The sequence below is a fragment of the Shewanella jiangmenensis genome (genome assembly GCF_018596335.1).
GTDB lineage: Bacteria > Pseudomonadota > Gammaproteobacteria > Enterobacterales > Shewanellaceae > Shewanella > Shewanella jiangmenensis.
The window spans coordinates 195902-222757 of record NZ_JAHEPS010000002.1 but is presented as its reverse complement, the minus strand read 5'-3'; the positions used below and the strand labels follow the sequence as shown (position 1 = coordinate 222757).

The following is a 26856-nucleotide window of genomic DNA, read 5'->3' as shown; positions in this document are numbered from 1 at the left end:
CTGGTCAGTCCAGATTGAATGGTAACATATTTGGCATAAATGGCCATTGCACGTAACATGTGCCGCTAAAGGTCAGATATTTGACATTCATCGGTTTTTTGACATTAAGCAGGCCTGCCCGGTTGCGACTCGCCACTTAAGCGCTATCATCGCCAACGCGGGTGATCCACACCCGGCCAGCGCAGAACTGACCGGCAACAAGAATCACCAAAGCATCGGAAGCTGACGCAGCAAACAGGCTGGCTGGGTCATTTGGTGTTATCTTGAATAAGAAGAACAAACGAGGATCCTCCCCCAACATGGCACTTCCAGTACTGATTTGTGACGACTCCGCCATGGCCCGCAAGCAGATGGCGCGCACCCTGCCCAAAGACTGGGATGTCGAGATCACCTATGCCACCAACGGCGCCGAAGGGCTTGAGGCCATTCGGGCCGGTAAAGGTGAAGTGGTGTTTCTTGACCTCAATATGCCGGTGATGGACGGCTATGAGGTGCTGCAAACCATCCAGCAGCAGGATCTGCCGGCGCTGGTGATTGTGGTTTCCGGCGACATTCAGATTAAGGCCCACGAGCGGGTTAAGGCGCTGGGCGCACTCGATTTTATTCAAAAACCTGTCAGCGCCGAGGCCATTGTCGGCATTTTGCAGGAATACGGCATCTGGGTGACCGCCGAGCCGGAGGGCGAGGACGAGCAGGATAATCCGCTTATCAAGGTTGACCTGCGCGACGCCTGTCAGGAGATCGCCAACGTGGCCATGGGCCGCGCGGCCGATCTGCTGGCGAAGCTTCTGGATGTGTTTGTGGTGCTGCCGATCCCCAACGTTAACGTGCTGGAAGTGAGCGAGCTGACCATGGCGCTCAAGGCCACCGAGGCCTCCACCAAGGTTACCGCCCTGTGTCAGGGCTTTATCAGCGCAGGTGTTGCCGGTGAAGCCTTGTTGCTGTTCCATGACTCGAGTTTTCAGGACATGGCAAAGCTGATGAAGCTTAACAGCGACGATGACACCACCGAAGTTGAAGTGCTTATCGACACAGGCAATATCCTGATTGGTGCCTTTTTGAATGGCATCGCCGAGCAGCTCGATATGCATTTCAGCCAGTCGCACCCTGTGGTGCTGGGGCGCCACTGCACTGTGAATGACCTTATCCATGAAAACGCCGAAAAGTGGCACCGCACTCTGGCGATGGAAATCAATTACCGCATCGAAGATCACAATATCGAATGTGACCTTTTACTGCTTTTTACCGAAGACTCGCTGCCGACCCTGACCTACAAGCTCGGCTACATGTTGGATACCGATTAAGGCGCTATAGCAGATGTCCAATGATGCAGACTTAATGAATGAACTCCACTGGCTTATCGACATGGTGCAAACCATCGAGGTGGGTCTGGTGGTGCTCGACCGCAACTTCAACATCGCGCTGTGGAATGGCTTTATGGAAAACCACAGCGGCGTATCGCCCAATTCCATCAAGGGCAAAAACCTGTTTGACGAGTTTCCTGAGCTGCCGGCGACCTGGCTGAAAAAGAAGATGGAGTCGGTGTATCTTCTTAAAAACCGCGCTTTCATCAGCTGGGAGCAGCGGCCTTATGTGTTCAAATTCAAGAACTACCGCCCTATTACCGGCCGCGCTGAGTTCATGTATCAGAACGTGACCCTGCTGCCACTGGCCTCCCTCACCGGCCAAATCACCCATATCAGCATTATCGTGTACGACGTCACCGATGTGGCGGTAAACAAGCTGCAGCTTAAGGGCGTGAACGAGCGGCTTGAGCACTTAAGCCAAACCGATGGCCTGACCCAGCTGCATAACCGTCGCCACTGGCAGATGTGTATGAACCGCGAATTTGAGCGCTACAATCGCTATCGCGATCCGGTCAGTCTGGTGATGTTTGATATCGACCGCTTCAAGCAGGTGAACGACGAGCACGGCCATGTGGCAGGCGACAAGGTCATTCAGCATATCGCCCACTTGCTGACCCAGTCACTGCGGGAAACCGACTGCGCTGGCCGCTACGGCGGCGAAGAATTTGCCGTGGTACTTTCGGGTACCAGCGCCAACGAGGCCCTTAACTTCACCGAGCGGCTGCGGGAAAAAGTGGCAAACTCCGCCATTCAGTTTGGCGGCAAAACCATCAAGGTCACCATCAGCCTCGGCATTTGCGACATGGCCGACTTTATCGACAACGCCTCCCAGTGGGTCTCGAATGCCGACAATGCCCTGTATCAGGCCAAGCAAAATGGCCGTAACTGCTCGGTGATTTACCGCGAAGAATAACGCCTGAGTGAGATAAGGCCTCTTCGCAAACGCGCTGCCAGCCAGCACAGTAAGGCGGTAAGAAAGCGCAGCAACAAAAAAGCCCGTCAAATGACGGGCTTTTTCAATCAGAACCGCAGCGGCTGTCAGTGACGCTCGATGGGGAAACCATCGTCATCGAAATCTTCGTCATCGTCTTCTTCGTCGTCGAAGTCGTCTTCGTCACCCATAAAATAGGTGCCCCAGCCGTCGTAATCGACCTTCTGCTTGCCGGCGAGGTGAATGAGCTGCTCACAGGCCTTGTCAATCAGGTCAACATCCAGCTTGTGGTTGGCAATGGCGTCAAAGCAGAAGATCAGGCTGCCATCGTCCAGCTCCAGCTCTTCGGCGTCGGTCACTTCAAAGCCCAGTTTGAAGGCATCTACCGCAGCTTTTTCGAGACGGTCGAAATTGGTGCTTGAGAAGTGATGTTCAATCACGTACTCGGCATGGGGATCGGAACCGTCATCCAGCAGTGACTGAACGATATCGCGGGTCTCTTCCTGTTGCGCTTTCAGCAGGCGCTCGATAGACATGGGCTGACTCCAGTAAACAAGATGCGCCGACCCACCACGGGCGGCGCAATTTCGGCGCATTATAACAGATGCCGCAGGAAGCGTCAGTTGGCCAGACGGGTATTCGCCATCAGCGCGGCCGCTTCGCGGTTAAGCTGCTCAAGCTTGGCCGACATAACCTGATGAACACGCTCCGACAGCTCTTTAACATTGCTCTTATCAAGCCCTTTGGTTTCAACGGGTTCCATCATTTCGATGATCACCACGCCGTTGTTCCAGCGGTTGAGTTTGATATGAGACTGATTGGAGGCCAGCACAGGCACCAGCGGTGCTCCGGCTGCAATCGCGGTATGAAAAGCACCGGCTTTGAACGGCAGCAGACCACGACCTCGGGAGCGGGTACCCTCGGGGAAAATCCACACCGACAGGCATTTCTCTTTTATCTTACGCACCGTCTCGGCCATGGTTTCAAAGGCGCGGTTACGGTTTTTGCGATCGATAAGAATGTTGCCCGACAGCCAGTAGATCTGACCGAACAGCGGCATCCAGGCGATGCTCTTTTTGCCAAGACTGACAGTCCCCTTTGGCACAGCGGCCGTGTGGGTGAACATATCAAAATTGTTCTGATGGTTGGCCAGGTAAATACAGGGCTCGTGGCTCGCCGACTCGGGACGGCGCACTATCACCTTGATCCCAAGCACTGGCGCCACGGCAGCAAACCACCTGGCGAACATATGTACATTATCCCGATGGCGCGGACGGACCAGACAGGCCAGCGATCCCACCACAAAGGCGAGCAGTAACATCACTGCAAGCAACAAGGATCTGACGATTAACAGCACGACATACTCCCGATAAAAACTCCCGCGCAGTATAGCGACAGAGAGGTTGAGGGACAATCCTTTGTTTACACGTGTTCGCTCATTTAAAACTAACACTTAAAATTCATAAAGTTAAAGCCCACCATGCGGTGGGCTTTTGGGGTAAAACTATCGATTTACGGCTTAAGCTGCCACATTTGCACGGGCTGCACGCGACACCAGCCTGAAGATAAGCGCCGATGCTGCGAGCGTTGCCACTATCACAGCGCCGCTTGGCAAATCAAACAGGGCAGATAGCAGGAGGCCGCTTAAGTATCCGGCAAGTCCCACCAGATACGCCCAGCCAAGTGCCGACTTAGCGGCAAACTTGTTGACCGCAAGCGCAGGCAAAATCAGGGTACTGAACACCAGATACACCCCGACAAGCTCCACCGACAGCGTGATGACCAGCGCGAAAATCAGGTAAAACCCTGCGCCGTCGAGCACAGTCGGGCGCAGCCCAATCAGCAGCAGCACCGCCACCGACACCAGTGCCGGCAGCCAGAGCTGCTCGAAACTGACCCAGAGGATCTGTCCTGACATCAACTGCTTAAGCAGCTCCGCGCCGTGGGGGTCGTTGGCGAGCAGCAGCATAGCCGCCACCGCCGCGAGCACATACAGACAGCCAATCATGGCCTCAAGCTCATCCCCCATCCGCTTCGACAGCCAGGCAATCAGGCCGGCACCTGCGAGCGCAAACAGCGCCGGCATCCACACACCTGAAAACGGCGCATGCTCAAGCGTTGGATGCATGTGGGCAGCAATGGCGCCAAGCGCCGCCACCTGCGCAATGGCAAGGTCAATAAAGATAATGCCACGGCGCAGCACCTGGCGACCAAGCAGCACATGGGTGGACAACACCAGCACCCCGGCGGCCAGCGCCGGTAAGAGTATGTCCAGCAGGTCCCAGTCAAACATAGGTCAGTTCACCTTTTTGAGGCGCGCAATCACGCTGTCGTACAGACCGAAAAGATCGACACTGGCATCATCGCCGCCCACCGACATCGGCAGCACCAGCACAGGCAAGCCTGACTTTTCTGACAGCCACTCGGCGCCGCGGGTGTCCTGATAAGAAGCCACCACTATCGCTTTTACGTCACCCTGACGGGCGCGCTCAAGCAGGCTTGCCAGGTGTCCGCTTGAGGGCGGCAGGCCGGGCTTGGGCTCAAGGTCGGCCACCTGCTCCATACCGAGCCAGTCAAACAGATAGCGAAAGCTGGTGTGGTAGGCAATGACCTTGGTGCCCTTAAGCGCAGCGGCTTCGGCTTCCCAGCGGGGAATGGCAGCCTGCCAGCGGCGCTCAAAGTCAGCCAGACGCTGGTCGTAACCCTGGGCCTGCGCCGGGTCAATCTGCTTCAGCCTTGCCGTTATCGCCGAGGCCAGTGTAAGCACCCGGGTTGGCGAAAAGTGCAGGTGCGGATTGCCCTGGGCATGTACATCACCCATGGTGCGGTCGACCTTGTCGAGCTTATCCAGGGTGTCGATATGCTCGGCGGCATAAAACATGCCGTCGGCGCCATCGCGCACCGCCGCATTGGCCGACTTCATCTGCAGCATCGGCAGCCAGCCCACTTCAAGCTCTGCACCGGCGCACAGCGCCAGATCCGCCTGACGCATTTTGGCTATCAGACTCGGGCGCGCCTGCACCTGATGCGGGTCCTGCAGCGCCGTGGTGGCCGAATAGATGCTGGCGTCAGGCGCCAGCTCCTTGGCGAGCGCCGCATACTCAGGCTCACAGGCAAACACATTGACCGCGGCCAGCGCCGGAGCGCTGTGACCGAGCATCAGGGCCGCGGAAACCGCCAGCAGTTTAGAATTGATGCGCACCGTGAGCCCCCAGAGTCATGACATATTGCAAGGTAATGAGGTTATCATCATTCAGGCCGTCAAAGTTGGTTCCCTGTTGACGGGTATACTGCAAACGCACAGTCGAGAAGTGACTGTGGTGATAGTTCAGGCTCAGTTCGGTTTCTTTCAGATCCTGGGCATGGAAATGATCGCCGTGGGCCTCTTCGGTTTCCAGCTCGCCATAGCGAAGGCCGGCAGACCAGTTGGGGTTGAACTGATAAACACCGCTGACATACCAGCCCTGATGATGATCTTTGGCGGTGTCGTGCTCATGATCGTGCTCTTCTTCACCGTGATCTTCTTCATGCAGCATGGCCGCCTTGAAGTCTTCGACGCGGAAAAACTCACCGCTCAGGGTCAGGTGCTGATACTTGTAGTTACCATCCGGCGCCCACTTGTACACCACATCGGCCACATAGGTTTTTTCACCTGTGTACGCCGCGCTGTGGCTGTGGCCGTGAGCATCATCGCCGTGGTCGTGGCCTTCTTCACCTTCTTCGTAAGGCGTCAGGCGGCCATTACGGTTATCCATCAGCGCCAGGCCCAGCTGCCATGAGCTGTTGTCACCTATATCACCGCCGATTTTGGTAAAGGCGTTGTACACGCCAACGGTATCAAACTCACGCTCGCCATGCTCATCGGCGGCGCGCAGTTTTTCGCCCTTGAGCGCTTCTACGCCGAAGGTCCAGTACAGATCGGTCGGGGCAACCCAGCTTAAGCGCACGCCGTCATCAAAGTAGTGACCGCCGAGGAAGGCGCGGTAAGCCGCTGGGCGATCGGCAAAGGCATCGGTGTGCAGGTGCTGGTTATTGAGGTAACCGATGTCCGACAGGAATCGGCCGGCGCGCACCGAAAAACCGGCTGGCAGGGCCAGGGTCTGAATAAAGGCTTCTTCGAGTTCCAGCTCGGTGTCACCGTCGTGCACTTCAATCACTGTGGTGACCTTGCCGTAAAACATGTCGTCGATATTGGCGCTGATGGCAAGCTCACTCTCACCCAGACCAAAACCTTCTTCGCGGCCACCGAGCACCCGGTCGCCATTCTGGTAAAAACCATCGAGCACGGCGCTGATGGCAGGATTGGTCAGGGTTGGCGTCTGGGCCATGGCGGCGGCAGAGATCAGGGAAGAGGCCAGTACAGACAGACGAAAAGCGTTCATAATTTCTCCAAAAATACAGCAAGCACCCGAAAGCAATCCGCCATCGGGAAAAATAGTCAAAAAATCAGATTATTAGTGCAGTACTGGAGAAACAGGAGGGCCGCGTGAACGCGCGGTTGGCCGCTCGGCGGAACGCCATTGCGGCAGGCTGACATCAGGGGCTTCATGCACCAGCAACGAAGGCAGCAGCGGCGCTGCAGTGCCGGGCAGTAATTTATTGAGCTGATGCTTATGAATACACAGAGTACAGTGACTGTTGGCACCGTCATCGAGGTGGGTGACGCTGTGGGCCGATGCGGCAAAAGACAAAAACGCCAGTACGGCAATCAGCCATACAGCGAGATGTCGATGCATTTTGCGCGCACGAAACAGCAAAGCGTATCCCTATCAAGTAGCAGAATCGGTCCGGCACAGGCCAGCGACTAGTCAGAATTCAGCGTCAAAGTTTGAAGCGGCTCAAGTTTACGGCACAGGCGCCGTGGCTTGCAACCTACTGGGACGCCCAATAGTTACAGATTGTGTTGCCATCGGGCCGCCGGGGAGCCAATTTCACTGGGGCCGACACCAGCACAGGCACTAACACAGGCGCAGATACGGGCGCTGGCAAAGCGTCCGCGCATAAGGGGTTAATCTTGCATTAAGCCGGCAGCATTACTATGCCTGTAGTATCAGCGGCAAATCCGCAGACCAGACTCAGGAGCCCAAGTATATGAGCCAGTTTTTCAAAGAAAATTTCGGCATGATCCTCGTCGCCATCGTGGTGATTGGCGCCATTCTCGGCGGGATCTGGTGGGTTGAAGCCTCACTGGCCGCGCAGGAAACCGTACTCTAATCGCTTACCGCTTATCTGCTTACCGCTTATCTGCTTAACGAAAGCAGAAAGCTCGCTTCAGCGGTATTTCTGCCGCTCAGCGCTGGTGTCGACTGGCTCAGGGGCTTCAATCACCTTGAGCTGGTCCATCAGGTTCGACAGGATCAGCAGCGCAAAGCACAGACCTGCTCCCAGCAGCGCCAAACCGCGCACAGGTGCATGCCACCAGGCCAGAAACAGCGCTGCCGCTCCCAGATAAAACCCCAATAACTTAAGCCGCGTCATAACCTTGCTGCGACCAAGCCAGGCATCGCAATGGGGGCATTGAATTTGCGCGTCCAGCCCTTTGCCACGCTGCGCCTTGATGGCGGTGATCTTGATGGGGGTATGGCAGTGGCTGCAAAGCATAATCTTTTCTCGGCGATTCGTCGGCTAAGTGGGCGGCGGGATTTTAACAGAATCCGGCGTTGATGGGATCACACTTGGCGCTGCTGCAATTGTATCCCGGTAGCCAAAACCTATATGATGCCAGCATCTTTTCACTACAGGATGTTGAAGATGCATCGATTACTCGCCACTTTGCTGCTTGGCATAGGCTTGTTGACCAGCAGCGCCACCTTCGCGGTCAGCGACGAATTTCGCGCCAAAGTAACCCAACTTGAGCAAAGCGTTGTCCAGGATCTGGAGCTGCTTGAGCAGGCCAAAGGTGAAATGGTCACCATCACTGAGTACCGCCTCGGACACAAAACCGAGGAATTGCGTAACCTGATAGCGCCGGAACTCGACAAACCGGACGCCGACAAAGCTTACCTGCTGACCCTGATTGAGCATCAGCTTGGCTACGTGCTGAAAACCCAGCAGTACCTCGCAAGCGACATCAAACGTTTGCAAAAAGCCCTTGGCACAGACAAAGACGCGCCGACGCTGCTTGCTCTGTCAAGCCGCGAGCGCGAACGCGACATGAGCTATAAAACCGAGCTGTTGCTGCTGGATTGGTCAGCCAAGCTTGGGGTGGACGTGAGCGCCCGCCGCGCCGAGCTGCAAGCCCTGCTTATCGATCGCGCCGATCGTTTGGCAAGCCTGGTGGATTACACCCAGACCCAACTGCAACTGGCGGTGGATGAAAGCCGCGATGCCGGCAAAGACGTGACCGCCGAGCAAACCGCCCGGGTGACTGAGCTTAAGAGCCGCCTCGACCAGAACAGCGCCAGCCTCTCGACTGCCATTGGCCTGCTCGACCAGCTCGGCGGTGATACAACTGCATTTAAAGAGACCCTGTTCACCGTCTCCGGCGACATCACCCAGGATGTGCTGGATATCGACGTGGTCACCAGTTTGCTGCGCCAGTGGCTCGGCGCCGCCGAAGCGCAGGCGGTGGAAAACGGCCCCAAGGTCGCGTTCAAGCTGTTTATTTTCTGCTTGATCCTGTTCCTTGCCGGTCTCGTGTCCAAGGTGGTTAAGCGCCTGGTAAAAACCGCCGTCAGCAACTCAAAGCTCAAATTCAGCAAACTGCTGCAGGACTTCTTCGTTTCGCTCTCTGCCAAAGGTGTGTACACCCTCGGGGTGCTGATTGCCCTGTCGCAGCTTGGATTTGAACTCGGCCCCCTGCTCGCCGGTTTCGGTATTGCGGGTGTTATCATAGGTTTTGCGCTGCAGGACTCGCTGTCGAATTTCGCGTCCGGCATGATGATCCTGGTGTACCGCCCCTACGATGTGGGTGACCTTATCAGCGCCGCCGGTGTTACCGGCCGAGTCAGCCATATGAGCCTGGTGTCCACCACCATTAAAACCCTGGATAACCAGCGTCTTATCATCCCCAACAACAAGATTTGGGGCGACACCATCAACAACATCACCGCCGAGCGTCACCGCCGGGTGGATATGACCTTTGGCATCAGCTACAGCGACAACGTCGACAAGGCCGAAGACATCCTCACAGAGATAGTTAAAGCTCACCCCAAGGTGCTGAAAGACCCGGACTTTACCGTGAAACTGCACCTGCTTGGCGAGTCGTCTGTAGACTTTATCGTGCGCCCCTGGGTAAGACCCGACGACTACTGGGAAGTGTACTGGGACATCACCAAGTCGGTGAAACTGCGCTTCGATGAAGAAGGCATTACCATCCCCTTCCCGCAGCGCGACGTGCATTTCTACCGCGGCTAAGCCCAGTCAAATCTGGCGTTTTAACACCGCTAAAAAAGGCACCTCAAGGTGCCTTTTTCGTGTCTGCTTGATGCCACTTTGGCATCAAATCGCTTTAGCCAAGGCCGACTATCTCGCCTTTGTCATTGATATCGATGCCAAGATAGCCCGGATTAAGCCCAAGCCCCGGCATGGTCATCACCTTACCTGTCAGCACTGTGATAAAGCCAGCGCCGGCATGGAGCCTAAGCCCAACCACCGGCAGCTCAAAACCGCCCGGCGCGCCTTTAAGGGCCGGGTCGTGACTGATAGACATGGGAGTTTTGGCGATACACAAAGGCAAACCATCAAGCCCGAGGGATTCTATCAGCGCCAAATCCTTGCGTGCCTGTCCGGATAAGTTTACCCCCGAGGCGCCGTAGCGCTCGGCAAGGGTGGTGAGTTTGGCGCCAAAGCTCATCTCATCGCTGTACAAAGGCTTGAACGAGGCCTTGCTGTTGGCGTTGCCGTTGGTGTTGGCGTTGGCGTTGGCGTTAGAGTTAGTGTCGCAGGCGCGCGCCACCGCCAAGGCCAGCGCTTTTGCGCCCTCAGCGCCCCGGGCAAAGGCTTCGCTGATTTCACAGCCAAAGGCGCCCTCGGCCAGACAGCGCACCTTAAGCCAGTCAAGCTCCTCCTCGGTATCATCGGGAAAGCGGTTAATGGCCACCACCAACGGCAAGCCGTAACCCAGCACGTTTTGCATGTGCCAGCGCAGATTGGCAAAGCCGGACTCGAGTTTGGCCAGATTGTCATCGCCTGCCGTGGCATTGGCTTTAACCGCCCTCAGGGTGACCACCAACACAGCCGCAGCTGGGGCAATACCCGAGGCGCGGGTCTTGATATTACAGAACTTTTCAAACCCCATGTCGGAGCCAAAGCCGCCTTCGGTGACCACAAAGTCATGGTGCGCCAGCGCGATGCGATCGGCGATGATGGACGAATTGCCATGGGCTATGTTGGCAAAGGGACCGGCATGCACCAGACAGGGTGCGCCGCTCAGGGTCTGCATCAGAGTCGGCTCAATGGCATCGCGAAGGATGGCTGTCATGGCGCCGGCCACGCCCAAATCCTCGGCGGTGATGGCCTTGCCATCGAGGCTCATCGCCAGGATCACCCGGCCGATGCGCGAACGCATGTCGTTAAGATCGTCACACAGGGCCAGAATCGCCATCAGCTCAGATGCGGCGGTAATGTCAAAGCCGCTGCCGTGGCTTGGGCCATTGTTATCGCCAAGCCCGACCTGGATCTGCCGAAGCGCTCTGTCGTTATGATCGACAGAGCGCCGCCACAGAATTTGCTCAGGGTCTATGTTAAGCGCCTTAAGCCCGGATTTGGCCTCAAAGGCCGCTTTGCCAAGGCGGGTTTCGTGAAAAAGCCGCGCATCTATCGCTGCCGCCGCCAGATTATGGGCGCTCGCCACCGCATGAATGTCGCCTGTCATGTGCAGGTTCATGGCTTCCATCGGCACCACCTGCGCATAACCGCCGCCGGCCGCGCCGCCTTTAACGCCAAACACAGGCCCAAGGCTTGGCTGGCGTATACAGGCGCAGGCACGATGACCAAGCAAATGCAGGCCCTGGGTCAGGCCTATGGTGGTCACGGTTTTACCTTCGCCAAAGAGCGTGGGCGTTACGGCTGTGACTATCACCAGCTTGCCGCGCCGCGGTGCTTTGGCGGCCTCGAGGCTGATTTTGGCCATCGAGTGGCCCGCCTCGCGCCACAGGTGTTTACCAAGGCCAAAATCATCGGCAATCCAACCAATTGGACGCAGTTTGGCCTGCTGGGAAATGTCCATATCTGTCAACATAGAAGGGATCTCGCTGTAGAGTATGCTTGTGTTTCTTGTTATAAGACCTCAGGAGGCCTGAGTTACCCCAAAGCCTAAGCCAAATCGCCCGGGCTTGTCAGCGCCGCAGATGGCTAATCCATCTTTCCTGAATCCAAATCAATTTGAGCGCAGTTTTTTGAGGACGAGCATGTCAGCTTCTTTTTCGATGTCGGAATTTGTCGCCGGTTTCTGGCGTCTGACCCAATGGCAGTTAAGCCTTTCCCAGCGCCGCGAGTTAGTGGAGCACTATCTATCCCTGGGCGTCAGCACCATGGATCACGCCGATATTTATGGCCGCTATGAGTGCGAGCGGCTTTTTGGCGAAGTGCTGTCGCAGGTGCCATCACTGAGAAGCCAGATGCAGCTGGTAAGCAAATGCGGCATCAAACCGGCCCTTGCGGGCGATGCGCGCCGCTATGTGAACCATTACGACACCTCAGCCTCGCACATTATCCAGAGCGCTGAGCAGTCGCTGACAAACCTTGCCACCGACTATCTCGACCTGCTGCTTATTCACAGGCCCGATCCGCTGATGAATGCAGACGACATAGCCAGTGCCTTCACCGCCCTCAAAGCCGCCGGCAAGGTGCGCCACTTCGGGGTCTCGAATTTCAGCAACAGCCAGTTTGAACTGCTGCAATCGCGGCTTGATTTTCCGCTGCAAACCAACCAGATAGAACTATCACCTGTGGCCATGGCGCCCCTGCACGATGGCACGCTGGATTTATGTCAGCAGCGCAATATCCGCCCCATGGCCTGGTCCTGCCTTGGCGGCGGCGCCCTGCTTACTGCGGAAGATGAACGTGCCATTCGGCTCAGAGCCGTACTTGAAACCATTCGTGAGCAAATCGGCGCCGATGACATCAGTCAGGTGGTGTACGCCTGGGTTCGCATGCACCCAAGCAGGCCGCACCCCATCATCGGCAGCGGTAATCCTGCGCGCATATCCTCGGCGGTGGCATCGCTTAAACTGACTCTGGATCGCCAGCAATGGTTCAGTATCTGGCAGGCTTCCACCGGCCACAGTGTTCCATAAGCCACGGCGCTCCATAAGCAATTGTAACTAAATGAAAAAAGGCCGCTATTGCGGCCTTTTGCTGATGGATGACGCTCGGTCACTTGGCGGGATCAGTCGTGAAAAATCACTTCACCGCTTAAATGTGGGCGGCGACCTTTCTGATCGCGAAGCTCAAACCTCAGCCCTTCTGGCTGCGGCTCGGCGGCAAAACTCACTTCAGATGGCATAAACAGCGGCAGCTTGAAGGCAACATCCAGCGTACAGTGGCGGCTACCAATTTTGTCCATCAACTCGGCCACGCAGCGGGCTTTGGACCACATACCGTGCGCCAGCACCCGGTCAAAACCGAAACGCTTCGACAGGCTCGGATGCAGGTGGATAAGGTTGTAATCACCCGAAGCGCGGGCATAACGCCAGCCAAGCTTGTCATCCAGTGTCCAGCTTTTGGGGTTTTCCCACACCATATCACTGCCCTTGGGCGGACGGGCGCGGCGACCGGCGGTTTCGATGCGATACAGGTAAATCGAGTGCGCTTCCCACACCAGCTCATCGCCAGCCCACACCTTGGACACCAAGTCGAACTCAAGTCCGGCATCGGTTTCGTCACTGCCGGTGAGCGCACACTCAAGCCGCAGCACTTCATCCACTGTCACGGGGCGATACTGGGTAATGCGGTTTTTAAGGTGGATCATCCCGAGAAGCGGAAAGGTAATCGCCTCGTGGGTAAAAATCACCGCATGCAGGCGAAACGCCAGGGTATAGAGGAAGGTTGGCGGCAGGGTGCGGCCGTCATACTCAAAGCCACACACCTTGGCATAGGGCGGCACGGTCGCAGCATCAAGGCTGACCTTGGGCACGCTGACACGGATTTCGGGCAGCGGCTTTTGATCCCAGCCGGGCTTGCGTGCGAAAAAAATCTTGCGATACAGCGAAAACAACGATGGCATCGCATTCAGTGCCACTTGATGGCCCATGGACAGCTTCCCCCAATAAAAAAGAGCGGGAATTATACTCTCATTCAAGCCAATGTGTAGCCTTGGCGACGCGCCGGTTAGCCGCCACTATCCTTTAAACGCCTCGCGCCGCGAGCTTCAGCGAACAGCTGTTGGCCTGATGCCGCCAGCAGGCGCATGAGTCTGTATGGCGCAAATATATGGCATGGACGGCTCAACCTGCTTTAAGTAACAAGCCTTGGTTAACAGGTGCCAAAATGGGGCGGCTATGCCACACTAGCGCACTTTTTTGTTGCTTGATGCACACTAGGGCGGCCCCACAGCCGCAAAGTCACGTTGTTCCCGGAGCCAGTCAGATGCAGGACAAAAACTTCGATAAACTCGCCGGCAAATTTGCCAAAAACATTTACGGCACCCTCAAGGGCGATATTCGCGCCGCCGTGCTGTGGCGGGATTTGCAGGAAGTGTTGCCCACCGATGGCCGCAGCTTAAGGGTGCTGGATGCCGGCGGCGGCTTTGGCTTTTTCAGCCAGAAACTCGCCGCCCTCGGTCACAGCGTGGTGCTGTGCGATCTGTCGGCTGAAATGCTCGCTGAGGCGCAGCGCCAGATTGATGCCAATCCAATGAAGCTCGATATCCAGTGCGTGCACAGCGCCATTCAGGATTTGTCGCGCGACGACCTGGGGGAATTTGACCTGATTCTGTGTCATGCGGTGGTGGAGTGGCTTGCCGACGCCCATGGCACCATGACAGGTCTGCTTAAGCTCCTCAAACGTGACGGCTTGTTTTCGCTGATGTTTTACAACCAGGATGCCATGTGTTTCCACTCTTTGGTGGCGGGCAATTTTGGGTACGTTAATTCAGGCTTCAAGGCCAAGCGGGTGAAACTGAGCCCCAATTTCCCGCTGACAGTCCCCGAGGTTGAAGCCTGGTGCGATGGCTGGCAGATGGACATTTTGTGCCGCTCGGGCGTTCGGGTTATCCACGATTATCTGAAAAAAGGCAGCCTGTCGACCGAATACAGCGACGAAGGCCTGATAGAGATGGAGCTGAAATACTCCCGCGAGGATGCCTTTTTGCGCCTTGGCCGTTACGTGCACTTTATTGCCAGGCGCAAAGACTAATCGAACAGCTCCACTGAGCCTGCATCGCCCTTGTCGGCGCTGCGGGTAACATCTTTAAGATAAGCAGATTCTTCCTGCTCGATTTGGGCAAGGCCGGTCATCTCGAGCCGTTTAAGCTTTACCCGGCCGCTCTGGGGATGAAACATCACCTTGCGCGGCCAGGGCCCGCCCAAATCCTCCGATACAATCGGGATCCCCTCAATTCGCAGATATTCGCGGACAAAATCGATATTGGATTGGCCGACATTCAGCACAGATGTGCGCCCAAGACTGGCACCACCAAATATTTTTGCCTGCAGGCGGCTTTTCAGCCCACCGACAGACAAAATGCCGTTAATCAACTGTTCCATTGCCCAGTTGCCATAGCGGCACGAATAACTGGTGAGTTGATGCCAGTCTTCATGAAGGGTTTTTTCGGGCAGCAAAAAATGGTTCAGCCCGCCTATGCCCATCAAAGGATCCCAGATACAGGCTGCTACGCAGGAGCCGAGGCGGGTGTAGACGTATTCGTCCTGACAGGTGAGGTAAAATTCGCCCGGATCGACACGGGCGACCATGGATTTCTGCTCGTTGTCAAAGTAGCGGGGGATTTTTTCAAATCCGGGATAGATCAATTGTGGGGAATTCAGCGCCATGAGCCCTCCGTTGCCTTCCCCAAGTATAGCCAATCCCCAGCCTGCCACCCTGATTTAACCGCATAACGTTTCGGAATGTGACTGACGCCGCAGTGGCAGTATTTACCTGCACACCGCGTCGGCGCAGTGACCGAGCGGACTTGTGACCTTTATCCCCCGCTCACTCAGGTACGATACCAGGCTCTCTTCACCCACCAGATGGCCGGCGCCGACCACCACCATCAGCTCTGATGGCGCGTCCTTTTGGGCGAGCAGGTTTAACAGGGTATCGGCCATGCGCTTGTTGCGATCGCGCATCATCACATTAAGCAGTGTGTTATCCCCTTCTTCAGCCATCGACTCGCGCACCATACGGTCAAGCTCAGCCACATTGCCGCTGCGCCAATGGGTAACAAGCTCGGTAATGTCCGCATCCGATGCGTCAATGGCCTCGCGCACCATGGCCCATTGGTGGGTATCGTCAAGTGACGACATCAGCGCAAACTGAAACTCCATGCCCTCAAGCTCAACGATGGTTTTATTGCCTCGGGCGCGCTCAAGCAGCTGCATATCCACACCAAGCTCGGCGCTGTAGCCCAATGCGGTAAAGCGCATCACGGTGATTTGCGATGCCTGCAGCCAGGGCGAATAGGCGGCAATGGCGCTGCAAACCTGCTGCTGGGCGCTGCAATAACCACCGAGCAAAGCCGCTGTTTTCGCATCGGGTTTGGATGGCTTGACGGCGTATTGGGTCAGTAACTTTTGTGCCTCGGCGGGCGAGGCGCCGATATCCGCCTCCACCACCAGGGCCGCGGATGAGGCAAAGGCAGTTTCAATCACCGCCGGCAGGGGGTAAAAATCCGCTTTTCCCAGATGGATGGAGCCAAGCAGCGACACTTTTTTGCCACCATGTTCAAACTGATAAAAAGGCGGGCGATCGTTTTCAGTAGCGCCGGCAATGCCTGACAGCCCCCACAAAACCAGCCCGGCCAGCCAAACGCCGCCGGAAGTTAAACTTGTTGCCATCTTCCTTGCCTCATATAATCCCGAAAAATTCACAGGAGGCTGTTATGCCATATTCCAAGGTTCTTGAGCAACTTGCAGAAAATCTGCAACTGGCTTACCGGCAAGCCATTGATGCCGATGCCCGTCTGGATGAACTCCACAAGGCAGGGCTTGGCAAGTTCAGCTACATCTTTACCGCCGATGAAGGTTTTACCACCCGCAGCAATCGCTTTGGCCCGTACGTGCAGGAATTGGGTGAAGAATTTGCCGCCCTGAAGCAAGCCACTGTTACCCCGGCGGCGCTTGAGCTTGTGGTGCGTAAACTCGGCGTGCTTTTGCAAACCCTGCACGCGCTAAAAACCCAGAGCAAATAAGCGCGTTTTTTGCCCCAGCCAGGCTAACTTTTTCAGCCGTGCCATACGGCGGCCGACTCTTCGCACCTGACTCTTCGCACCTGACTCTTCGCATGTGAGTTTCGCACCTGAGTTTCGCACCTGATTCGAGATGATGGCAGCCCAGGTTCTTTAGGTGGAACCGGCTAAACAGTTGAAAAAAGAATATTGAGGCTCGGTACCAACCAATATTCAATTTGACGGCGGGTAAGGTGCGTGGCGCTGAGGCGCTGCCTTGCGGGCAAAAAAAACAGGCAAAGCTTACGGAGAGTCGGCTTTGCCTGCTGGAATACCGGCCGCTGCTGCGACAGGCTTAACCTTTTTGTTGGCGACCAATGACACTGGTCTTGCTTTCAGCGAAGCAGCGTGCCAGTCACTCTGCCAGCCACTCTGTCAGCCTCTCTGTCAGGGAGTGAACACCTGATGTCAGAGCTTGGGCGCAACCTGCTTATCGAACCACTGGGTCAACAGGCGCGACTCGTGCATAAAGGGTTTATCGTTTACCGGACGAATGTCATTCATAAAGTTAAGATTACTTAGCTTCTCATCGCCAGCGATAACCACTTGATCGCCGTCCAAAACCTGATAACTGAAGGTCATACGTGGCGGATAGATCTCTTTCACGATCCGCAGATCGTTAGCGGTAGCACCAAAGGTCGGGCGCACATCACCGGCCAAATCCACGTCGGTCACCACCAGCTCAAGCTTCTGATTGGCTTTGAGCGACTTGGACGCCTGCTTATTCAGTTCTTTGGTGAGGGTTTCAAACATGCGGTTTTCGTAGCGCGACTGCACTTCACCGGATGATTTTACATCGCGAAACTTTTTCGGCTCCTGCCAGGTAATTTTAACCGAACCGTCCTCGGTCACCGGATTAGTGCTGGCATCGTCTGCGGCCATGGTGGAGCCGGCAACAAACAGACCGGCAACCAGAATCATCGAATATTTCATACTGCGCCTCCTTGGGCCTGTGTCAATTTCACTCGTATTCAATTTAGCTAATCAAAGCTGAACCAATACTTAATATGAACTGCTTGAATCCATCCGTAAACTATCAATAAGTTTATGTTTATTCGAATGATTAGACATTCTCCCAGCAATTGGTTCCGGTATCAATTTGTATCAGGCAGCCGCTGAATAGCTGCCGCCAAAGCCTGTAACCGCGGCCGCAGCAGCTTAAAAAGGAAACAGCCGCGCCAGTTCAGGATAGGCGGCTTTAAGATCTTTTGGCCGTGAGCTGAATTTTTTTCCGGCCGGATTCACACTGCCGGAAGGCACGAACGGCAGTTCTTCGCCGGTTCTGTCTTCATAAAGCTGCCCGGCAATCAGATCCAAATCTTCAACAAATGGATAGGCATAGCCATCCACTGTCGGCCAACCCGGCAATTTAGCCAGTTCATCGGGATTGGCTATCACCCGCTCGAACCATTCCTGACCGAGGGAGATCACAAAGCTGCGGAATTCGGCAAAACCGTAATCTGTGTCGCATCCGGTGATGACATACGCCGCGCCCCACAGTTGCCAGGTGTAGGCTTTACGCATTTGCTGACCAAAAAACTTGTCAAACGCCTTGAGCGCCTCATTGTCCATCGGGGTCAGGCTGGCCTTTAATCGTTCAGCCAGGTTCTCCTGGGTTTCGTCCGGGCTGTTACGGCTCACCAATGCCCAAAATTCTTGTTCAGTCATGTACTTTCCTCCGCAATTGGCCGCCATTTTACACCGAACTGGACTGTCTCATCGGCTTTTTCTAAACTTGGCCGACTTATTTGCCGGGGAACACCATGAAACTGCCGCCAATGCCTTTGTTATTACTGCTTGTTCTGTATGTGCTGCTGACTGCGCTTGCCATTGGCCGGCTGATTGTCACCGGCGCGCCGGACATGTTCACCCTTGGCGTTATCCCTGTGCTTATCGGGATTTTGCTGCGAAGCTTTTGGGCCTTATGGGCCCTTAGAATTTACATTGCGGTGCAAACCCTGGGCTTTGCCGCACTGGGGGTAACCGCCATTCTTGCCACCCGAATCAGCCCCGAGGATGCCAGGCTGTTTATCGGCAAGACCGAGTTACCTATACCTGTGGTGGCCCTTTGCGCAGCGCTGCTGCTTGGGTTTCAGTGGTGGGTGGCGTTTCACCGCTCTACCCGCAACTATCTTGAGCAAGCTAAAGCCTAGTTTTAATAATTATAAATTTACTTAAATTTCAGAGGCGCAATGCATCATCTGTCCCCCCAGGAATTATCGATTCTGCTGGTTGAACCCTCCGACACCCAGCGCAAAATCATCATGGCGCGCCTCAGGGCCGAAGGCATAGAGAACATCGAAACCGCTTCCTCAATCGCCAACGCCGAGCTTATCCTGCAGCGCCATAAACCCGATCTGGTGGCGTCAGCCATGCACTTTAGCGATGGCGACGCACTGAATTTACTCAGTTTTATCCGAAACCAGCGCGGCTGCGAAGACGTGCAGTTTATGCTGGTCTCCAGCGAGTGTCGCCGTGAGCAGTTGGAGATTTACCGCCAGTCAGGGGTGGTGGCGATATTGCCAAAGCCCTTCAGCAAGGAGCATTTGGGTAAGGCGCTTAACGCCACTATCGACCTGCTGTCACACGATGAGCTGGATTTGGCGCACTTTGATGTGCAGGACTTACGCGTATTGGTGGTAGACGACAGCCGCATGGCGCGGGGCATCATCCGCCGCACCCTGACTCAGCTTGGCATTCGGCAACTGACCGAAGCCTGCGACGGCAGCGAGGCCATCGCACTGATGAGCGGACAAATGTTCGATTTGGTGGTCACCGACTACAACATGCCCAGCGTCGATGGGCTGGCGCTGACCCAATTTATCCGCGGCGAAAGCCAGCAGTCACACATTCCTATTTTGATGGTGTCGTCTGAAGCCAACGATGCCCATCTGGCAAACGTGAGCCAGGCCGGGGTTAACGCCCTGTGTGACAAGCCATTTGAGCCGCAAATGGTGAAGCGGATTCTGTATCAGCTGCTCGACGAAAACTAAGAAAACCAATAAGCCACAGAAAATTGATCCCAAGCGGTATTTGCGCAGGAAAACCGCTTCCAAAACGTTTGGGGCTGTGGCATGTTAGGCGAGTTTTATAACAATAATCACGGAAAGACGAGTATTTAGCTATGAACAGAACTGAACTTATCGCCAAGATTGCCGAGAGCGCCGACCTGACCAAAGCCGAGGCTGGCCGTGCTCTGAAATCCTTCGAAGAAGCCGTTGCCGGTGCCATGAAAGACGGTGACAAAATCTCCATCGTAGGTTTTGGCTCTTTTGAAACCAGCACCCGCGCCGAGCGCACTGGTCGCAACCCACAAACCGGCAAGGAAATCAAAATCCCAGCCGCGACCATTCCAAAATTCAAGGCCGGTAAGGCCCTGCGTGACAGCGTAAACTAAGCGGTAAGTTCGCGTCGCCGTTAAAGCCTCCCTGTGGAGGCTTTTTTATTGCCTGCGCACCAAGCTTGTGCAAATTGTGCGCAGCGCTTGGGCAAACCTGGGTTCCTCTCTGCACCAATAAATATCAAATCGATATAATTCAATAAGTTAAATATTGGCATAACTCTCGCTAAAGCATCCCCGACCAAACAAGAACAGTAAACATCGCGACAATAAGGGGAAATATGATGAAAACGCCAGTCTGCTTGCTGATAACCGCCCTGCTGCTCAGCCCACAGGCCTTTGCTGCGCTCGATGGCAATATTGGCCTGAGCTCCAATTACCTGTGGCGCGGTATAAGCCAAACCCAGAATGCGACCGCCGTCGATGGCGGAATAGATTACAGCCACGACAGCGGCTTTTATGCCGGATTGTGGAGCAGCAATGTCGACTTTGGTGACGACATCAGCTTTGAGCTTGACCTCTACGGCGGCTACAGCGCCGAGCTGACTGAGGACATTAGCCTTGATCTGGGCTACATCTACTACGGTTACCCTGATGCAGACAGCGACGTGGACTTTGGCGAGCTTTATGGCTCATTAAGCTGGCAGTGGCTGACCTTAGGTTACGCCTATGTGCTGCATGGCGGCGATGACATCGCGGATGACAGCCTGTCTGATTCAGACATGGATTATCTGTACGCCGATGTCAGCATCCCCGTAACAGATTCTTTGACCTTTGGACTGCATTACGGCTACAGCAGCGGTGATATGGTCAGCAGCTGGTATGGCGAATCAAGCTACAGCGATTACTCGGCAACACTCACCAAAACCACCAGCCTTGGCGATGTCAGCTTTATGCTTTCCGACACCAACCTTGAGATGGACGACACCAAACTGGTGCTGCGCTGGAGTTATGGTTTTGCAATCTAACGGTTTTTCACTGGGCTGACTGGCTTTGGCACAGGATGCGCTTGGCAACCTGATGCGCTTTGGCACAGGGCCCGCTTTGGCGAAAGCCGCTCAGCAATGTATGAAGTGCGGCGATAGCCTATGAAAAGCTCAGTAAACGCAGCCGCGTTTCGAGCCACACCTTTGCCAGGCCGGGCACAATAACAAGAATAACGGCAGATTACGCAATCACTTGGTGGTTGGCCTTACGGGCCGCCACCATTTTTTCTATGTACTCGACTATGGGTTCGGCTACCTGAATACCGGTCGCCTGCTCTATGCCTTCAATGCCGGGGGCGGAATTCACTTCAAGCACCAGCGGGCCGCGGTTTGAGCGCAGAATATCAACCCCTGCGACACTGAGCCCCATCGCCTTCACTGCAGCCACTGCAGTTTTACGCTCCTGCGGGGTGATCCGTACCTTCTCGCCATGGCCGCCAAGATGCAGATTAGAGCGAAAATCGCCGTCAGGGCCCTGACGCTTCATCGCCGCCACCACTTTATCACCGACCACAAAACAGCGAATGTCACTGCCGTTGGCCTCTTTGATAAATTCCTGCACCATGATGTTGGCCTTAAGCCCCAGAAACGCCTCAATCACACTCTCCGCCGCCTTACGGGTTTCGGCCAGCACCACGCCAATCCCCTGGGTGCCTTCGAGCAGCTTAATCACCAGCGGCGGGCCGCCGACCATGTTAATTAAATCAGGAATATCATGGGGTTTGTTGGCAAACCCCGTAATGGGCATACCTATGCCTTTGCGCGACAGCAATTGCAGTGCCCGCAATTTATCGCGGGAGCGGGCAATGGAGATCGAATCATTGGCGGCAAATACCCCCAGCATTTCAAACTGGCGTACCACGGCACAGCCGTAAAAGGTCACACTGGTATGAATGCGTGGGATCACCGCGTCCAGCTGCGGCACTTCAGCGCCGGCCAAATGAATGCTGGGTTTCACCGAGTTGATGTTCATGTAGCAGTTGATGGGGTTAATCACCAGCGCTTCATGGCCGCGGGACTCACAGGCTTCAACAAGACGGCGGGTAGAATAAAGCTCGGGGAATTGGGACAGTACGCCAATTTTCATGACAGCAAACCGGGGCGGATTAACCGCCGATAATCGAAGATGAAAAAATTCTGGAGGATTATCCGCAGCCTGGCAAGTCAGCCATCCAGATATTTACCAAGGGCAGGCAGTAGTACATCTTTCTCAAAGGTCGCCGCATCTACCGGGCGCCCAAGCAGATAGCCCTGCAGCAAGTCGCAGCCATGTTCGGCGCAAAACGCTGCCTGCGCCTCGGTTTCTATGCCTTCGGCCACCGACACCATGCCAAAGCCCTGACTGAAATTCAAAAGCGCTGTCAGCAGGCGGCAGCCCTTTTCATCCTCAGGTACCGTGGCCACCAAGCTCTTGTCTATCTTGATGACCTGAATAGGAAAATGCATCAGATGATCCAGCGATGAATAGCCGGTACCAAAGTCATCGAGCGCCAGCGTCACGCCCATGGCGCGTACCACTTTAAGCGCTGCGGCAATTTGCTCGGGCCGCTTTATCAGCGCATTTTCGGTGATTTCCAATTCCAGATTTTCCGGCGCAAGGCCTGAGCGGGTCAGCGCATCCCGTATCACCTTGGGCAACTTGTCAGCGGCAATTTGCGATGCCGAAAAGTTTACGGCCACCGACAAATGGGGAATGCGATAGCCAACCATATCCAGCCACTCCCGCGCCTGATGACAGGCGGTTTCAAGCACCCACTCACCTATGGGCTCCATCAGACCAGTCTCTTCAGCAATCGCCATAAACCGGTCCGGCGCCAGCAGGCCATCTTCAGGGTGCTGCCAGCGCAGCAGCGCCTCCATTCCTACCAAACGGCCGGATGAGGCTTCGAATTTCCCCTGGTAAAAGAGTTTGAGCTCATTACGGGCAATAGCGCCTCTGAGGCCCTGCTCGATGCGGGTGCGATACCGAACCTGATGCTCAAGCTCCTCTGAGTAACACTGGATCTGGTTTCGGCCCTCGTTTTTAGCCCGGTACATGGCAATATCGGCGCACTTCAGCAGCTCATCGGCGGTATCGGCGCACTCACCGTAAAGGGCGATGCCGAGGCTCGCCCCAATCATGACCGAGGATTCCCCCAGATTGAACGGGGCTTCAAAGGTTTTCAGCAGCCGTTTGGCAAGGTTAAATGGCAGGTAGGCCGGGTCAGGGTCGCAGATAAGTGCGACAAATTCATCGCCGCCGATACGGGCAATCAAATCGGTTTCCCTAAGCGCCGACGATAAACGGCTTGCAACTTCCACCAGCAGTATGTCGCCGACCTGATGCCCAAGCGTGTCATTTACGCCTTTAAAATCATCAAGATCAAGCAGAATCACACTGAGCATGCCATGGCAGCGCTTGGTCTGGCTCAACGTCCGGTTCAGGCATAATTCAAAGCCGTAGCGATTGACCAGACGGGTAAGTGAATCGTGCTCTGCCAACTCTTTGAGTTTTTCATGACTCTGGCGCAGCGCGCGCGCCATCGAGAATCTCTGTCTTGCGTTGATGATAGCGCGGCACAGTCGGCCCGGTGTCACTTCATCCTTAAGAAGAAAGTCCTGCGCGCCCAGCTCAATACAGCGCTCAGCCAGCTTTTCGTCTTCGTAGCGGCTGATCATCACCACAGCCGAATCTTCCTTGCCGATGTCATTCAGCCAGGTGAGCACTTCAAGGCCATTCGCGTCCGGCAGCATATAGTCGAGCAGAATGCCGTCAAACTGCTGCGTGCCGACCATTTCCATCGCATCTTTGGCGTAACAGGACTGAGCGACCACAAACTCACGATCAGACTGGGACAGCGCCCGCATGATCATCTCGCGATCGACTTCATCGTCATCCACCAGCAAAAGGTTCATATCCCTTCCTTAAATCTGCGGTAGTTCCACTACGCGCCAGTACCCATCCAACATATTAATAATGTTGGAAAACTCTTCTCTGATGTTATTTTTCACCAAGTAACCGGCCACATTAAAACGATAGGCTGCAACCTTGTCTTCGTCAGATCGGGACGTGGTCAGCACAAACACCACCGACGATGACAACTGCGGATCCGAGCGCAGCACATCCAGAAACTCAAGCCCGTTCATCCGTGGCATGTTCAAATCCAGCAAGATAACAAAGGCACCCTTCACTTCACCACTTTTGAGCATTTCCAGTGCCGACTGGCCGTCCCTCGCGCGGATCAATGGATTGATCAGCCGCATCTGTGCCATAGCACGCTTAACGGCCATGTAATCCACCTCGTCGTCGTCAATCAGAAACAGCACGACTTCAGGGTAACTTTCTTCATTCATTTGCTTGCTTCCATATGTTCAGGCCAGGAAAACCAAAACTGACAGCCTCGGCCTTCAGATACCAGCCACACTTTGCCACCGTATCTTTCAACGGTTTTTTTAACCAGTGACAGCCCCAAACCGCACCCTTCGACCTCATCCCGGGTTTTGAGGGTCTGGAAGATATTGAACACCTTTTCCTGATACTCCTTTGGAATACCCGGCCCATCATCGGCGACACAAATTTCCACCATGCCATCAATGACATTCCAGCTCACAGATATCTCGCCGGCGCCGCGGTCGTGGTGCTTTATGGCGTTGGAGAAGAGGTTTCGCAGCACCAGTTCGAGCGGCTCTCTTGCGGTGATTAACGGTAGCGGCGCGGCGTCCAACTTAAGTTCAAATCCCGATGGCGGCGCCACCAGTGCAAAGGTGTCCCGCACCAGTTCACACAGCTCTATGGGTTTGAGCGCATCTTCAATCCGGCCAATGCGCGAGTAAAACAAGAGTCCATCGAGCAGTTGCGTCATTCGCGCGATACGACTGCGGATAAGCGCAAGGTGCCGCGCCGAGGTTTCATCAAGCTTGCCGGCCAGATCTTCTTCGAGCCACATGCTCAGCTGATCTATGCCACGCAGGGGGGACTTAAGGTCGTGGGACGCGATATGAGTAAAGTTGTCGAGCTCTTTGTTAATCCGCTCAAGCTCTCGGGTATGGGCCAGACGCTGGGCCTCAATGTTACGGCGAACCGAAATATCGTTGATGGTCGCGAGTACCGAGATGCCGGTGGAAAAATGAATTGGGGTTAAGCCAACCTCTATGGGTACCAGCCGACCCTGCTTGGTACGGCCGTAAAGCTCATCCCGGACGGACATTTTTTTCGCGATGGGATTGGCCAGATAAGAGGCCATATGCGAATGGTGAGCCGACCTTGACGCTGCAGGTAGCAGCATGTTCACGCTCTGACCCAGCAATTCGTCCCGGCTGTAGCCAAACAGCTGCTCGGTGTGAATGTTTACCAGCGTGATTATGCCCTTGCTGTCAGCGATGATAAGCGCACTGGGCGAGGCCTCCACCACCAGCCTGAACCTACGCTCATTGGCGACCACTTCATCGGCAAGCAACACTTCTTTTTGGCGGGTGCGGGCAATGCTGAGTAAAAAGTAAAAAGTCAGCAGCTCAAAAACCACCGCCATAAACAGCATCAGTCGGCTTTGGAGCTTCTCGGTATCGGTAATAAATTCATCGATGCTGCCCATGTTAAGCAGCCAGCTGTGACCACCGAGTTCCAGCACTTGCTGGGATTGATAGCGCCAACCGCCTTCGGTACTAGAGCGGAACATCAGCGCATCGACACTTATCTTGCCGCCGTCATACACTTCGAGGATGAGCTTCGGAAATTTGGTGCCAATAATGCCGCGCATCAAATCCTCCATCCTAAACGCCGCATACACCAGACCTTCAACAGAGACCGGCTCCCGGGCTGCGCCCTTATACAGCGGCAGATACATCAAAAAACCAGCCTGTATATCCTCGTGCGTTTCCTGCACCAGGGTGATTTTTGCCGAAATGGCGGCATTGCCGGTGGTGATTGCCCAGTCCATCGCTTTACGCCGCCTGGGCTCGGTATACATGTCATAACCAAAAGCGCGTTGATTGCGCCAATCAAAAGGCTCAAGAAAAACAATCGCATGGTAATAATCACGCGTCCCAACAGGGGTGACTTTAAAATTTGGAAACCCCTGATCTCTGACAGACTGCTCAAACTCAGTAAGCTTGCTTGCGGGTACAACCTTTGAAAAGCCCAAGCCCTGAATACCAGGGTAATACTGTTGCAACTTCACGTTATCGGCAAAGCGGCGCCACTCCTCACGGGTGACAGACTCAGACGCCTTAAAAAGGCCCACGCCACTGCGCAGTACCTGCTCATACACCAGCATCCGCGCAGCTATGGTCTCGCGCATATCCTTGGCCGCATCGTCGAAGCGCTCAACTCCACGCCCTTGAATATATTGATCAAATAGAAACCAGCCAGTAAAAGAAAACACCATGGACACAAACAGCACTCCCCAGACGAACCCTGGCGCTTTGAAGCCGAGAATTTGAAAGATGGGAGCAGGGGTTGCCAAAGTGTTCATCCTTTTACAGTAACGGTCATCCCAGAAAATGCCTTTTTCCGCTCATTTGAGTCTGGTTCAAATAACGCATTGCGCAAGGCGAAATATCCGACTTTATTAGTAAGGATTAAATAAGCCCTTGCTACAGGCCGCTATCTGGCTCAGTCCATGGATTGACACGAGCGTACAAGCGAGATTTTTTTGACCAGACAACAAATTTTTTTTGCTTTTCTGCAAGGCGCAAACTGGTTAGAAAGACGGTAAGGCAATTAAGGAGGAATTCGTTATGGCTCGTATCGTTGAAGTCCTGCCCCAAGACAGCGAAATTGAGGAGTTAACCTCGCCCAAGAACGCCCAGGCCGCCAGTGCACTCAAACACAGGCGCGAGGTGAAGCGGCGATTGGATGACTATCTCGAACGCGCTGAGCTTCGAAAAGCACTGGGTGTCGATGAGGATGATTTCCTCTAAGCCCAACG

30 protein-coding genes are annotated in these 26856 nt (G+C 55.0%); 12 read left to right on the top strand and 18 right to left on the bottom strand.

Features of this window, described 5'->3' with window-relative positions; translation table 11 throughout:
• Window positions 1-136: 136 nt before the first annotated feature.
• Entirely contained in the window at window positions 137-301 is a 165-nt protein-coding gene (locus KJI95_RS06530) for a hypothetical protein (protein WP_214506381.1), read from the bottom strand.
• On the opposite strand from KJI95_RS06530, the gene KJI95_RS06525 reads away from it, so the two are divergent.
• Window positions 300-1304 (top strand): response regulator, encoded by a 1005-nt coding sequence (locus KJI95_RS06525; RefSeq protein ID WP_214506380.1) that lies wholly within the window; start codon window positions 300-302, stop codon window positions 1302-1304. The two genes, KJI95_RS06530 and KJI95_RS06525, sit on opposite strands and share 2 nt — an antisense overlap.
• Window positions 1305-1317: 13 nt before the next feature.
• On the top strand, window positions 1318-2280 hold the full coding sequence (locus KJI95_RS06520; RefSeq protein ID WP_214506379.1) for a GGDEF domain-containing protein: 963 nt from the start codon (window positions 1318-1320) through the stop codon (window positions 2278-2280).
• 125 nt (window positions 2281-2405) lie between these two features.
• Here KJI95_RS06520 and rraB read toward each other — a convergent pair whose 3' ends face one another.
• The 6 genes from rraB to KJI95_RS19480 form a co-directional block, all read right to left on the bottom strand.
• Window positions 2406-2834: a ribonuclease E inhibitor RraB gene (gene rraB, locus KJI95_RS06515; protein ID WP_214506378.1), complete on the bottom strand. Its 429-nt coding sequence runs from the start codon at window positions 2832-2834 to the stop codon at window positions 2406-2408.
• A gap of 83 nt (window positions 2835-2917) precedes the next feature.
• The gene (locus KJI95_RS06510; RefSeq protein ID WP_214506377.1) at window positions 2918-3655 is read right to left on the bottom strand and encodes a 1-acylglycerol-3-phosphate O-acyltransferase; all 738 of its coding nucleotides are present in this window, start codon (window positions 3653-3655) and stop codon (window positions 2918-2920) included.
• Between the two features lie 162 nt (window positions 3656-3817).
• A complete protein-coding gene (locus KJI95_RS06505) occupies window positions 3818-4591 on the bottom strand; it encodes a metal ABC transporter permease (protein ID WP_214506376.1) in 774 nt (257 codons plus the stop codon).
• Window positions 4592-4594: 3 nt separating this feature from the next.
• A complete protein-coding gene (locus tag KJI95_RS06500; RefSeq protein WP_214506375.1) occupies window positions 4595-5500 on the bottom strand; it encodes a metal ABC transporter solute-binding protein, Zn/Mn family in 906 nt (301 codons plus the stop codon).
• Window positions 5484-6680, bottom strand: a complete 1197-nt coding sequence (locus tag KJI95_RS06495) for a hypothetical protein (RefSeq protein WP_214506374.1) — start codon at window positions 6678-6680, stop codon at window positions 5484-5486. The genes KJI95_RS06500 and KJI95_RS06495 overlap by 17 nt, the downstream gene beginning before the upstream one ends.
• Window positions 6681-6752: 72 nt before the next feature.
• Complete coding sequence (locus tag KJI95_RS19480; RefSeq protein ID WP_250885687.1) at window positions 6753-7034, bottom strand: ABC-type zinc uptake system zinc chaperone; 282 nt, start codon at window positions 7032-7034, stop codon at window positions 6753-6755.
• Between the two features lie 355 nt (window positions 7035-7389).
• On the opposite strand from KJI95_RS19480, the gene KJI95_RS19575 reads away from it, so the two are divergent.
• Window positions 7390-7512, top strand: a complete 123-nt coding sequence (locus KJI95_RS19575; RefSeq protein ID WP_284730686.1) for a hypothetical protein — start codon at window positions 7390-7392, stop codon at window positions 7510-7512.
• 57 nt (window positions 7513-7569) lie between these two features.
• Here the strand turns inward: KJI95_RS19575 and KJI95_RS06485 are convergent, their stop codons facing one another.
• Window positions 7570-7899: a hypothetical protein gene (locus KJI95_RS06485; RefSeq protein WP_214506373.1), complete on the bottom strand. Its 330-nt coding sequence runs from the start codon at window positions 7897-7899 to the stop codon at window positions 7570-7572.
• Window positions 7900-8049: 150 nt separating this feature from the next.
• On the opposite strand from KJI95_RS06485, the gene KJI95_RS06480 reads away from it, so the two are divergent.
• Entirely contained in the window at window positions 8050-9654 is a 1605-nt protein-coding gene (locus KJI95_RS06480; RefSeq protein WP_214506372.1) for a mechanosensitive ion channel family protein, read from the top strand.
• Window positions 9655-9748: 94 nt separating this feature from the next.
• On the opposite strand, the gene KJI95_RS06475 is transcribed toward KJI95_RS06480, so the two are convergent.
• A complete protein-coding gene (locus tag KJI95_RS06475) occupies window positions 9749-11479 on the bottom strand; it encodes a formate--tetrahydrofolate ligase (protein WP_214506371.1) in 1731 nt (576 codons plus the stop codon).
• 169 nt (window positions 11480-11648) lie between these two features.
• On the opposite strand from KJI95_RS06475, the gene KJI95_RS06470 reads away from it, so the two are divergent.
• Window positions 11649-12536 carry an aldo/keto reductase gene (locus KJI95_RS06470; RefSeq protein WP_214506370.1) on the top strand — a complete coding sequence of 296 codons (888 nt, stop codon included), beginning with the start codon at window positions 11649-11651 and terminating at the stop codon, window positions 12534-12536.
• 92 nt (window positions 12537-12628) lie between these two features.
• Here the strand turns inward: KJI95_RS06470 and KJI95_RS06465 are convergent, their stop codons facing one another.
• On the bottom strand, window positions 12629-13465 hold the full coding sequence (locus KJI95_RS06465; RefSeq protein ID WP_214506808.1) for a MaoC family dehydratase: 837 nt from the start codon (window positions 13463-13465) through the stop codon (window positions 12629-12631).
• Between the two features lie 362 nt (window positions 13466-13827).
• Here KJI95_RS06465 and KJI95_RS06460 point away from each other — a divergent pair, with 362 nt between their 5' ends.
• Window positions 13828-14595 (top strand): methyltransferase domain-containing protein, encoded by a 768-nt coding sequence (locus tag KJI95_RS06460; RefSeq protein ID WP_214506369.1) that lies wholly within the window; start codon window positions 13828-13830, stop codon window positions 14593-14595.
• Here KJI95_RS06460 and KJI95_RS06455 read toward each other — a convergent pair.
• Both KJI95_RS06455 and KJI95_RS06450 read right to left on the bottom strand, forming a co-directional pair.
• Window positions 14592-15230: a chemoreceptor glutamine deamidase CheD gene (locus KJI95_RS06455; protein WP_214506368.1), complete on the bottom strand. Its 639-nt coding sequence runs from the start codon at window positions 15228-15230 to the stop codon at window positions 14592-14594. The two genes, KJI95_RS06460 and KJI95_RS06455, sit on opposite strands and share 4 nt — an antisense overlap.
• 102 nt (window positions 15231-15332) lie before the next feature.
• Entirely contained in the window at window positions 15333-16235 is a 903-nt protein-coding gene (locus KJI95_RS06450; protein ID WP_214506367.1) for a TraB/GumN family protein, read from the bottom strand.
• A 44-nt stretch (window positions 16236-16279) separates the two neighbouring features.
• Here KJI95_RS06450 and KJI95_RS06445 point away from each other — a divergent pair, with 44 nt between their 5' ends.
• The gene (locus tag KJI95_RS06445; RefSeq protein WP_214506366.1) at window positions 16280-16588 is read left to right on the top strand and encodes a prephenate dehydrogenase; all 309 of its coding nucleotides are present in this window, start codon (window positions 16280-16282) and stop codon (window positions 16586-16588) included.
• A gap of 444 nt (window positions 16589-17032) precedes the next feature.
• Here KJI95_RS06445 and KJI95_RS06440 read toward each other — a convergent pair whose 3' ends face one another.
• Together KJI95_RS06440 and KJI95_RS06435 are read right to left on the bottom strand one after the other, a co-directional pair.
• Complete coding sequence (locus tag KJI95_RS06440) at window positions 17033-17557, bottom strand: DUF3016 domain-containing protein (RefSeq protein WP_214506365.1); 525 nt, start codon at window positions 17555-17557, stop codon at window positions 17033-17035.
• Window positions 17558-17782: 225 nt separating this feature from the next.
• Entirely contained in the window at window positions 17783-18292 is a 510-nt protein-coding gene (locus KJI95_RS06435) for a DUF4240 domain-containing protein (RefSeq protein ID WP_214506364.1), read from the bottom strand.
• A gap of 95 nt (window positions 18293-18387) precedes the next feature.
• Here KJI95_RS06435 and KJI95_RS06430 point away from each other — a divergent pair, with 95 nt between their 5' ends.
• The 4 genes from KJI95_RS06430 to KJI95_RS06415 all read left to right on the top strand — a co-directional run bounded on the left by KJI95_RS06430 (window position 18388) and on the right by KJI95_RS06415 (window position 20932).
• The gene (locus tag KJI95_RS06430; protein WP_214506363.1) at window positions 18388-18777 is read left to right on the top strand and encodes a hypothetical protein; all 390 of its coding nucleotides are present in this window, start codon (window positions 18388-18390) and stop codon (window positions 18775-18777) included.
• 39 nt (window positions 18778-18816) lie between these two features.
• Window positions 18817-19617 (top strand): response regulator, encoded by an 801-nt coding sequence (locus tag KJI95_RS06425; RefSeq protein WP_214506362.1) that lies wholly within the window; start codon window positions 18817-18819, stop codon window positions 19615-19617.
• A gap of 131 nt (window positions 19618-19748) precedes the next feature.
• Complete coding sequence (locus KJI95_RS06420) at window positions 19749-20021, top strand: HU family DNA-binding protein (protein ID WP_214506361.1); 273 nt, start codon at window positions 19749-19751, stop codon at window positions 20019-20021.
• A 227-nt stretch (window positions 20022-20248) separates the two neighbouring features.
• Window positions 20249-20932, top strand: coding sequence for a TorF family putative porin (locus KJI95_RS06415; RefSeq protein ID WP_432653784.1), 684 nt, complete (start codon window positions 20249-20251; stop codon window positions 20930-20932).
• A gap of 199 nt (window positions 20933-21131) precedes the next feature.
• Here the strand turns inward: KJI95_RS06415 and rimK are convergent, their stop codons facing one another.
• The 4 genes from rimK to KJI95_RS06395 all read right to left on the bottom strand — a co-directional run bounded on the left by rimK (window position 21132) and on the right by KJI95_RS06395 (window position 26391).
• Window positions 21132-22037: a 30S ribosomal protein S6--L-glutamate ligase gene (gene rimK, locus KJI95_RS06410; RefSeq protein ID WP_214506359.1), complete on the bottom strand. Its 906-nt coding sequence runs from the start codon at window positions 22035-22037 to the stop codon at window positions 21132-21134.
• A gap of 77 nt (window positions 22038-22114) precedes the next feature.
• Complete coding sequence (locus tag KJI95_RS06405; RefSeq protein WP_214506358.1) at window positions 22115-23845, bottom strand: putative bifunctional diguanylate cyclase/phosphodiesterase; 1731 nt, start codon at window positions 23843-23845, stop codon at window positions 22115-22117.
• Window positions 23846-23854: 9 nt separating this feature from the next.
• Window positions 23855-24283, bottom strand: a complete 429-nt coding sequence (locus tag KJI95_RS06400) for a response regulator (RefSeq protein ID WP_214506357.1) — start codon at window positions 24281-24283, stop codon at window positions 23855-23857.
• Window positions 24280-26391, bottom strand: a complete 2112-nt coding sequence (locus tag KJI95_RS06395; protein ID WP_250885686.1) for a CHASE domain-containing protein — start codon at window positions 26389-26391, stop codon at window positions 24280-24282. Before KJI95_RS06395 ends, KJI95_RS06400 begins: the two co-directional genes overlap by 4 nt.
• 274 nt (window positions 26392-26665) lie before the next feature.
• On the opposite strand from KJI95_RS06395, the gene KJI95_RS06390 reads away from it, so the two are divergent.
• The gene (locus KJI95_RS06390) at window positions 26666-26848 is read left to right on the top strand and encodes a PA3496 family putative envelope integrity protein (RefSeq protein ID WP_214506356.1); all 183 of its coding nucleotides are present in this window, start codon (window positions 26666-26668) and stop codon (window positions 26846-26848) included.
• The last annotated feature ends 8 nt before the right edge of the window (window positions 26849-26856 follow it).

Coding starts and splice junctions, on each gene's coding strand:
- KJI95_RS06530 (WP_214506381.1), bottom strand. CDS start 301: ATGTTGGGGGAGGATCCTCGTTTGTTCTTCTTATTCAAGATAACACCA.
- KJI95_RS06495 (WP_214506374.1), bottom strand. CDS start 6,680: ATGAACGCTTTTCGTCTGTCTGTACTGGCCTCTTCCCTGATCTCTGCC.
- KJI95_RS06520 (WP_214506379.1), top strand. CDS start 1,318: ATGTCCAATGATGCAGACTTAATGAATGAACTCCACTGGCTTATCGAC.
- KJI95_RS06485 (WP_214506373.1), bottom strand. CDS start 7,899: ATGCTTTGCAGCCACTGCCATACCCCCATCAAGATCACCGCCATCAAG.
- KJI95_RS06475 (WP_214506371.1), bottom strand. CDS start 11,479: ATGTTGACAGATATGGACATTTCCCAGCAGGCCAAACTGCGTCCAATT.
- rimK (WP_214506359.1), bottom strand. CDS start 22,037: ATGAAAATTGGCGTACTGTCCCAATTCCCCGAGCTTTATTCTACCCGC.
- KJI95_RS06470 (WP_214506370.1), top strand. CDS start 11,649: ATGTCAGCTTCTTTTTCGATGTCGGAATTTGTCGCCGGTTTCTGGCGT.
- KJI95_RS06415 (WP_432653784.1), top strand. CDS start 20,249: ATGAAAACGCCAGTCTGCTTGCTGATAACCGCCCTGCTGCTCAGCCCA.
- KJI95_RS06425 (WP_214506362.1), top strand. CDS start 18,817: ATGCATCATCTGTCCCCCCAGGAATTATCGATTCTGCTGGTTGAACCC.
- KJI95_RS06440 (WP_214506365.1), bottom strand. CDS start 17,557: ATGAAATATTCGATGATTCTGGTTGCCGGTCTGTTTGTTGCCGGCTCC.
- KJI95_RS06400 (WP_214506357.1), bottom strand. CDS start 24,283: ATGAATGAAGAAAGTTACCCTGAAGTCGTGCTGTTTCTGATTGACGAC.
- KJI95_RS06450 (WP_214506367.1), bottom strand. CDS start 16,235: ATGGCAACAAGTTTAACTTCCGGCGGCGTTTGGCTGGCCGGGCTGGTT.
- KJI95_RS06525 (WP_214506380.1), top strand. CDS start 300: ATGGCACTTCCAGTACTGATTTGTGACGACTCCGCCATGGCCCGCAAG.
- KJI95_RS06445 (WP_214506366.1), top strand. CDS start 16,280: ATGCCATATTCCAAGGTTCTTGAGCAACTTGCAGAAAATCTGCAACTG.
- KJI95_RS19480 (WP_250885687.1), bottom strand. CDS start 7,034: ATGCATCGACATCTCGCTGTATGGCTGATTGCCGTACTGGCGTTTTTG.
- KJI95_RS06455 (WP_214506368.1), bottom strand. CDS start 15,230: ATGGCGCTGAATTCCCCACAATTGATCTATCCCGGATTTGAAAAAATC.
- KJI95_RS06390 (WP_214506356.1), top strand. CDS start 26,666: ATGGCTCGTATCGTTGAAGTCCTGCCCCAAGACAGCGAAATTGAGGAG.
- KJI95_RS06405 (WP_214506358.1), bottom strand. CDS start 23,845: ATGAACCTTTTGCTGGTGGATGACGATGAAGTCGATCGCGAGATGATC.
- KJI95_RS06435 (WP_214506364.1), bottom strand. CDS start 18,292: ATGACTGAACAAGAATTTTGGGCATTGGTGAGCCGTAACAGCCCGGAC.
- KJI95_RS06465 (WP_214506808.1), bottom strand. CDS start 13,465: ATGCCATCGTTGTTTTCGCTGTATCGCAAGATTTTTTTCGCACGCAAG.
- rraB (WP_214506378.1), bottom strand. CDS start 2,834: ATGTCTATCGAGCGCCTGCTGAAAGCGCAACAGGAAGAGACCCGCGAT.
- KJI95_RS19575 (WP_284730686.1), top strand. CDS start 7,390: ATGAGCCAGTTTTTCAAAGAAAATTTCGGCATGATCCTCGTCGCCATC.
- KJI95_RS06480 (WP_214506372.1), top strand. CDS start 8,050: ATGCATCGATTACTCGCCACTTTGCTGCTTGGCATAGGCTTGTTGACC.
- KJI95_RS06460 (WP_214506369.1), top strand. CDS start 13,828: ATGCAGGACAAAAACTTCGATAAACTCGCCGGCAAATTTGCCAAAAAC.
- KJI95_RS06430 (WP_214506363.1), top strand. CDS start 18,388: ATGAAACTGCCGCCAATGCCTTTGTTATTACTGCTTGTTCTGTATGTG.
- KJI95_RS06420 (WP_214506361.1), top strand. CDS start 19,749: ATGAACAGAACTGAACTTATCGCCAAGATTGCCGAGAGCGCCGACCTG.
- KJI95_RS06505 (WP_214506376.1), bottom strand. CDS start 4,591: ATGTTTGACTGGGACCTGCTGGACATACTCTTACCGGCGCTGGCCGCC.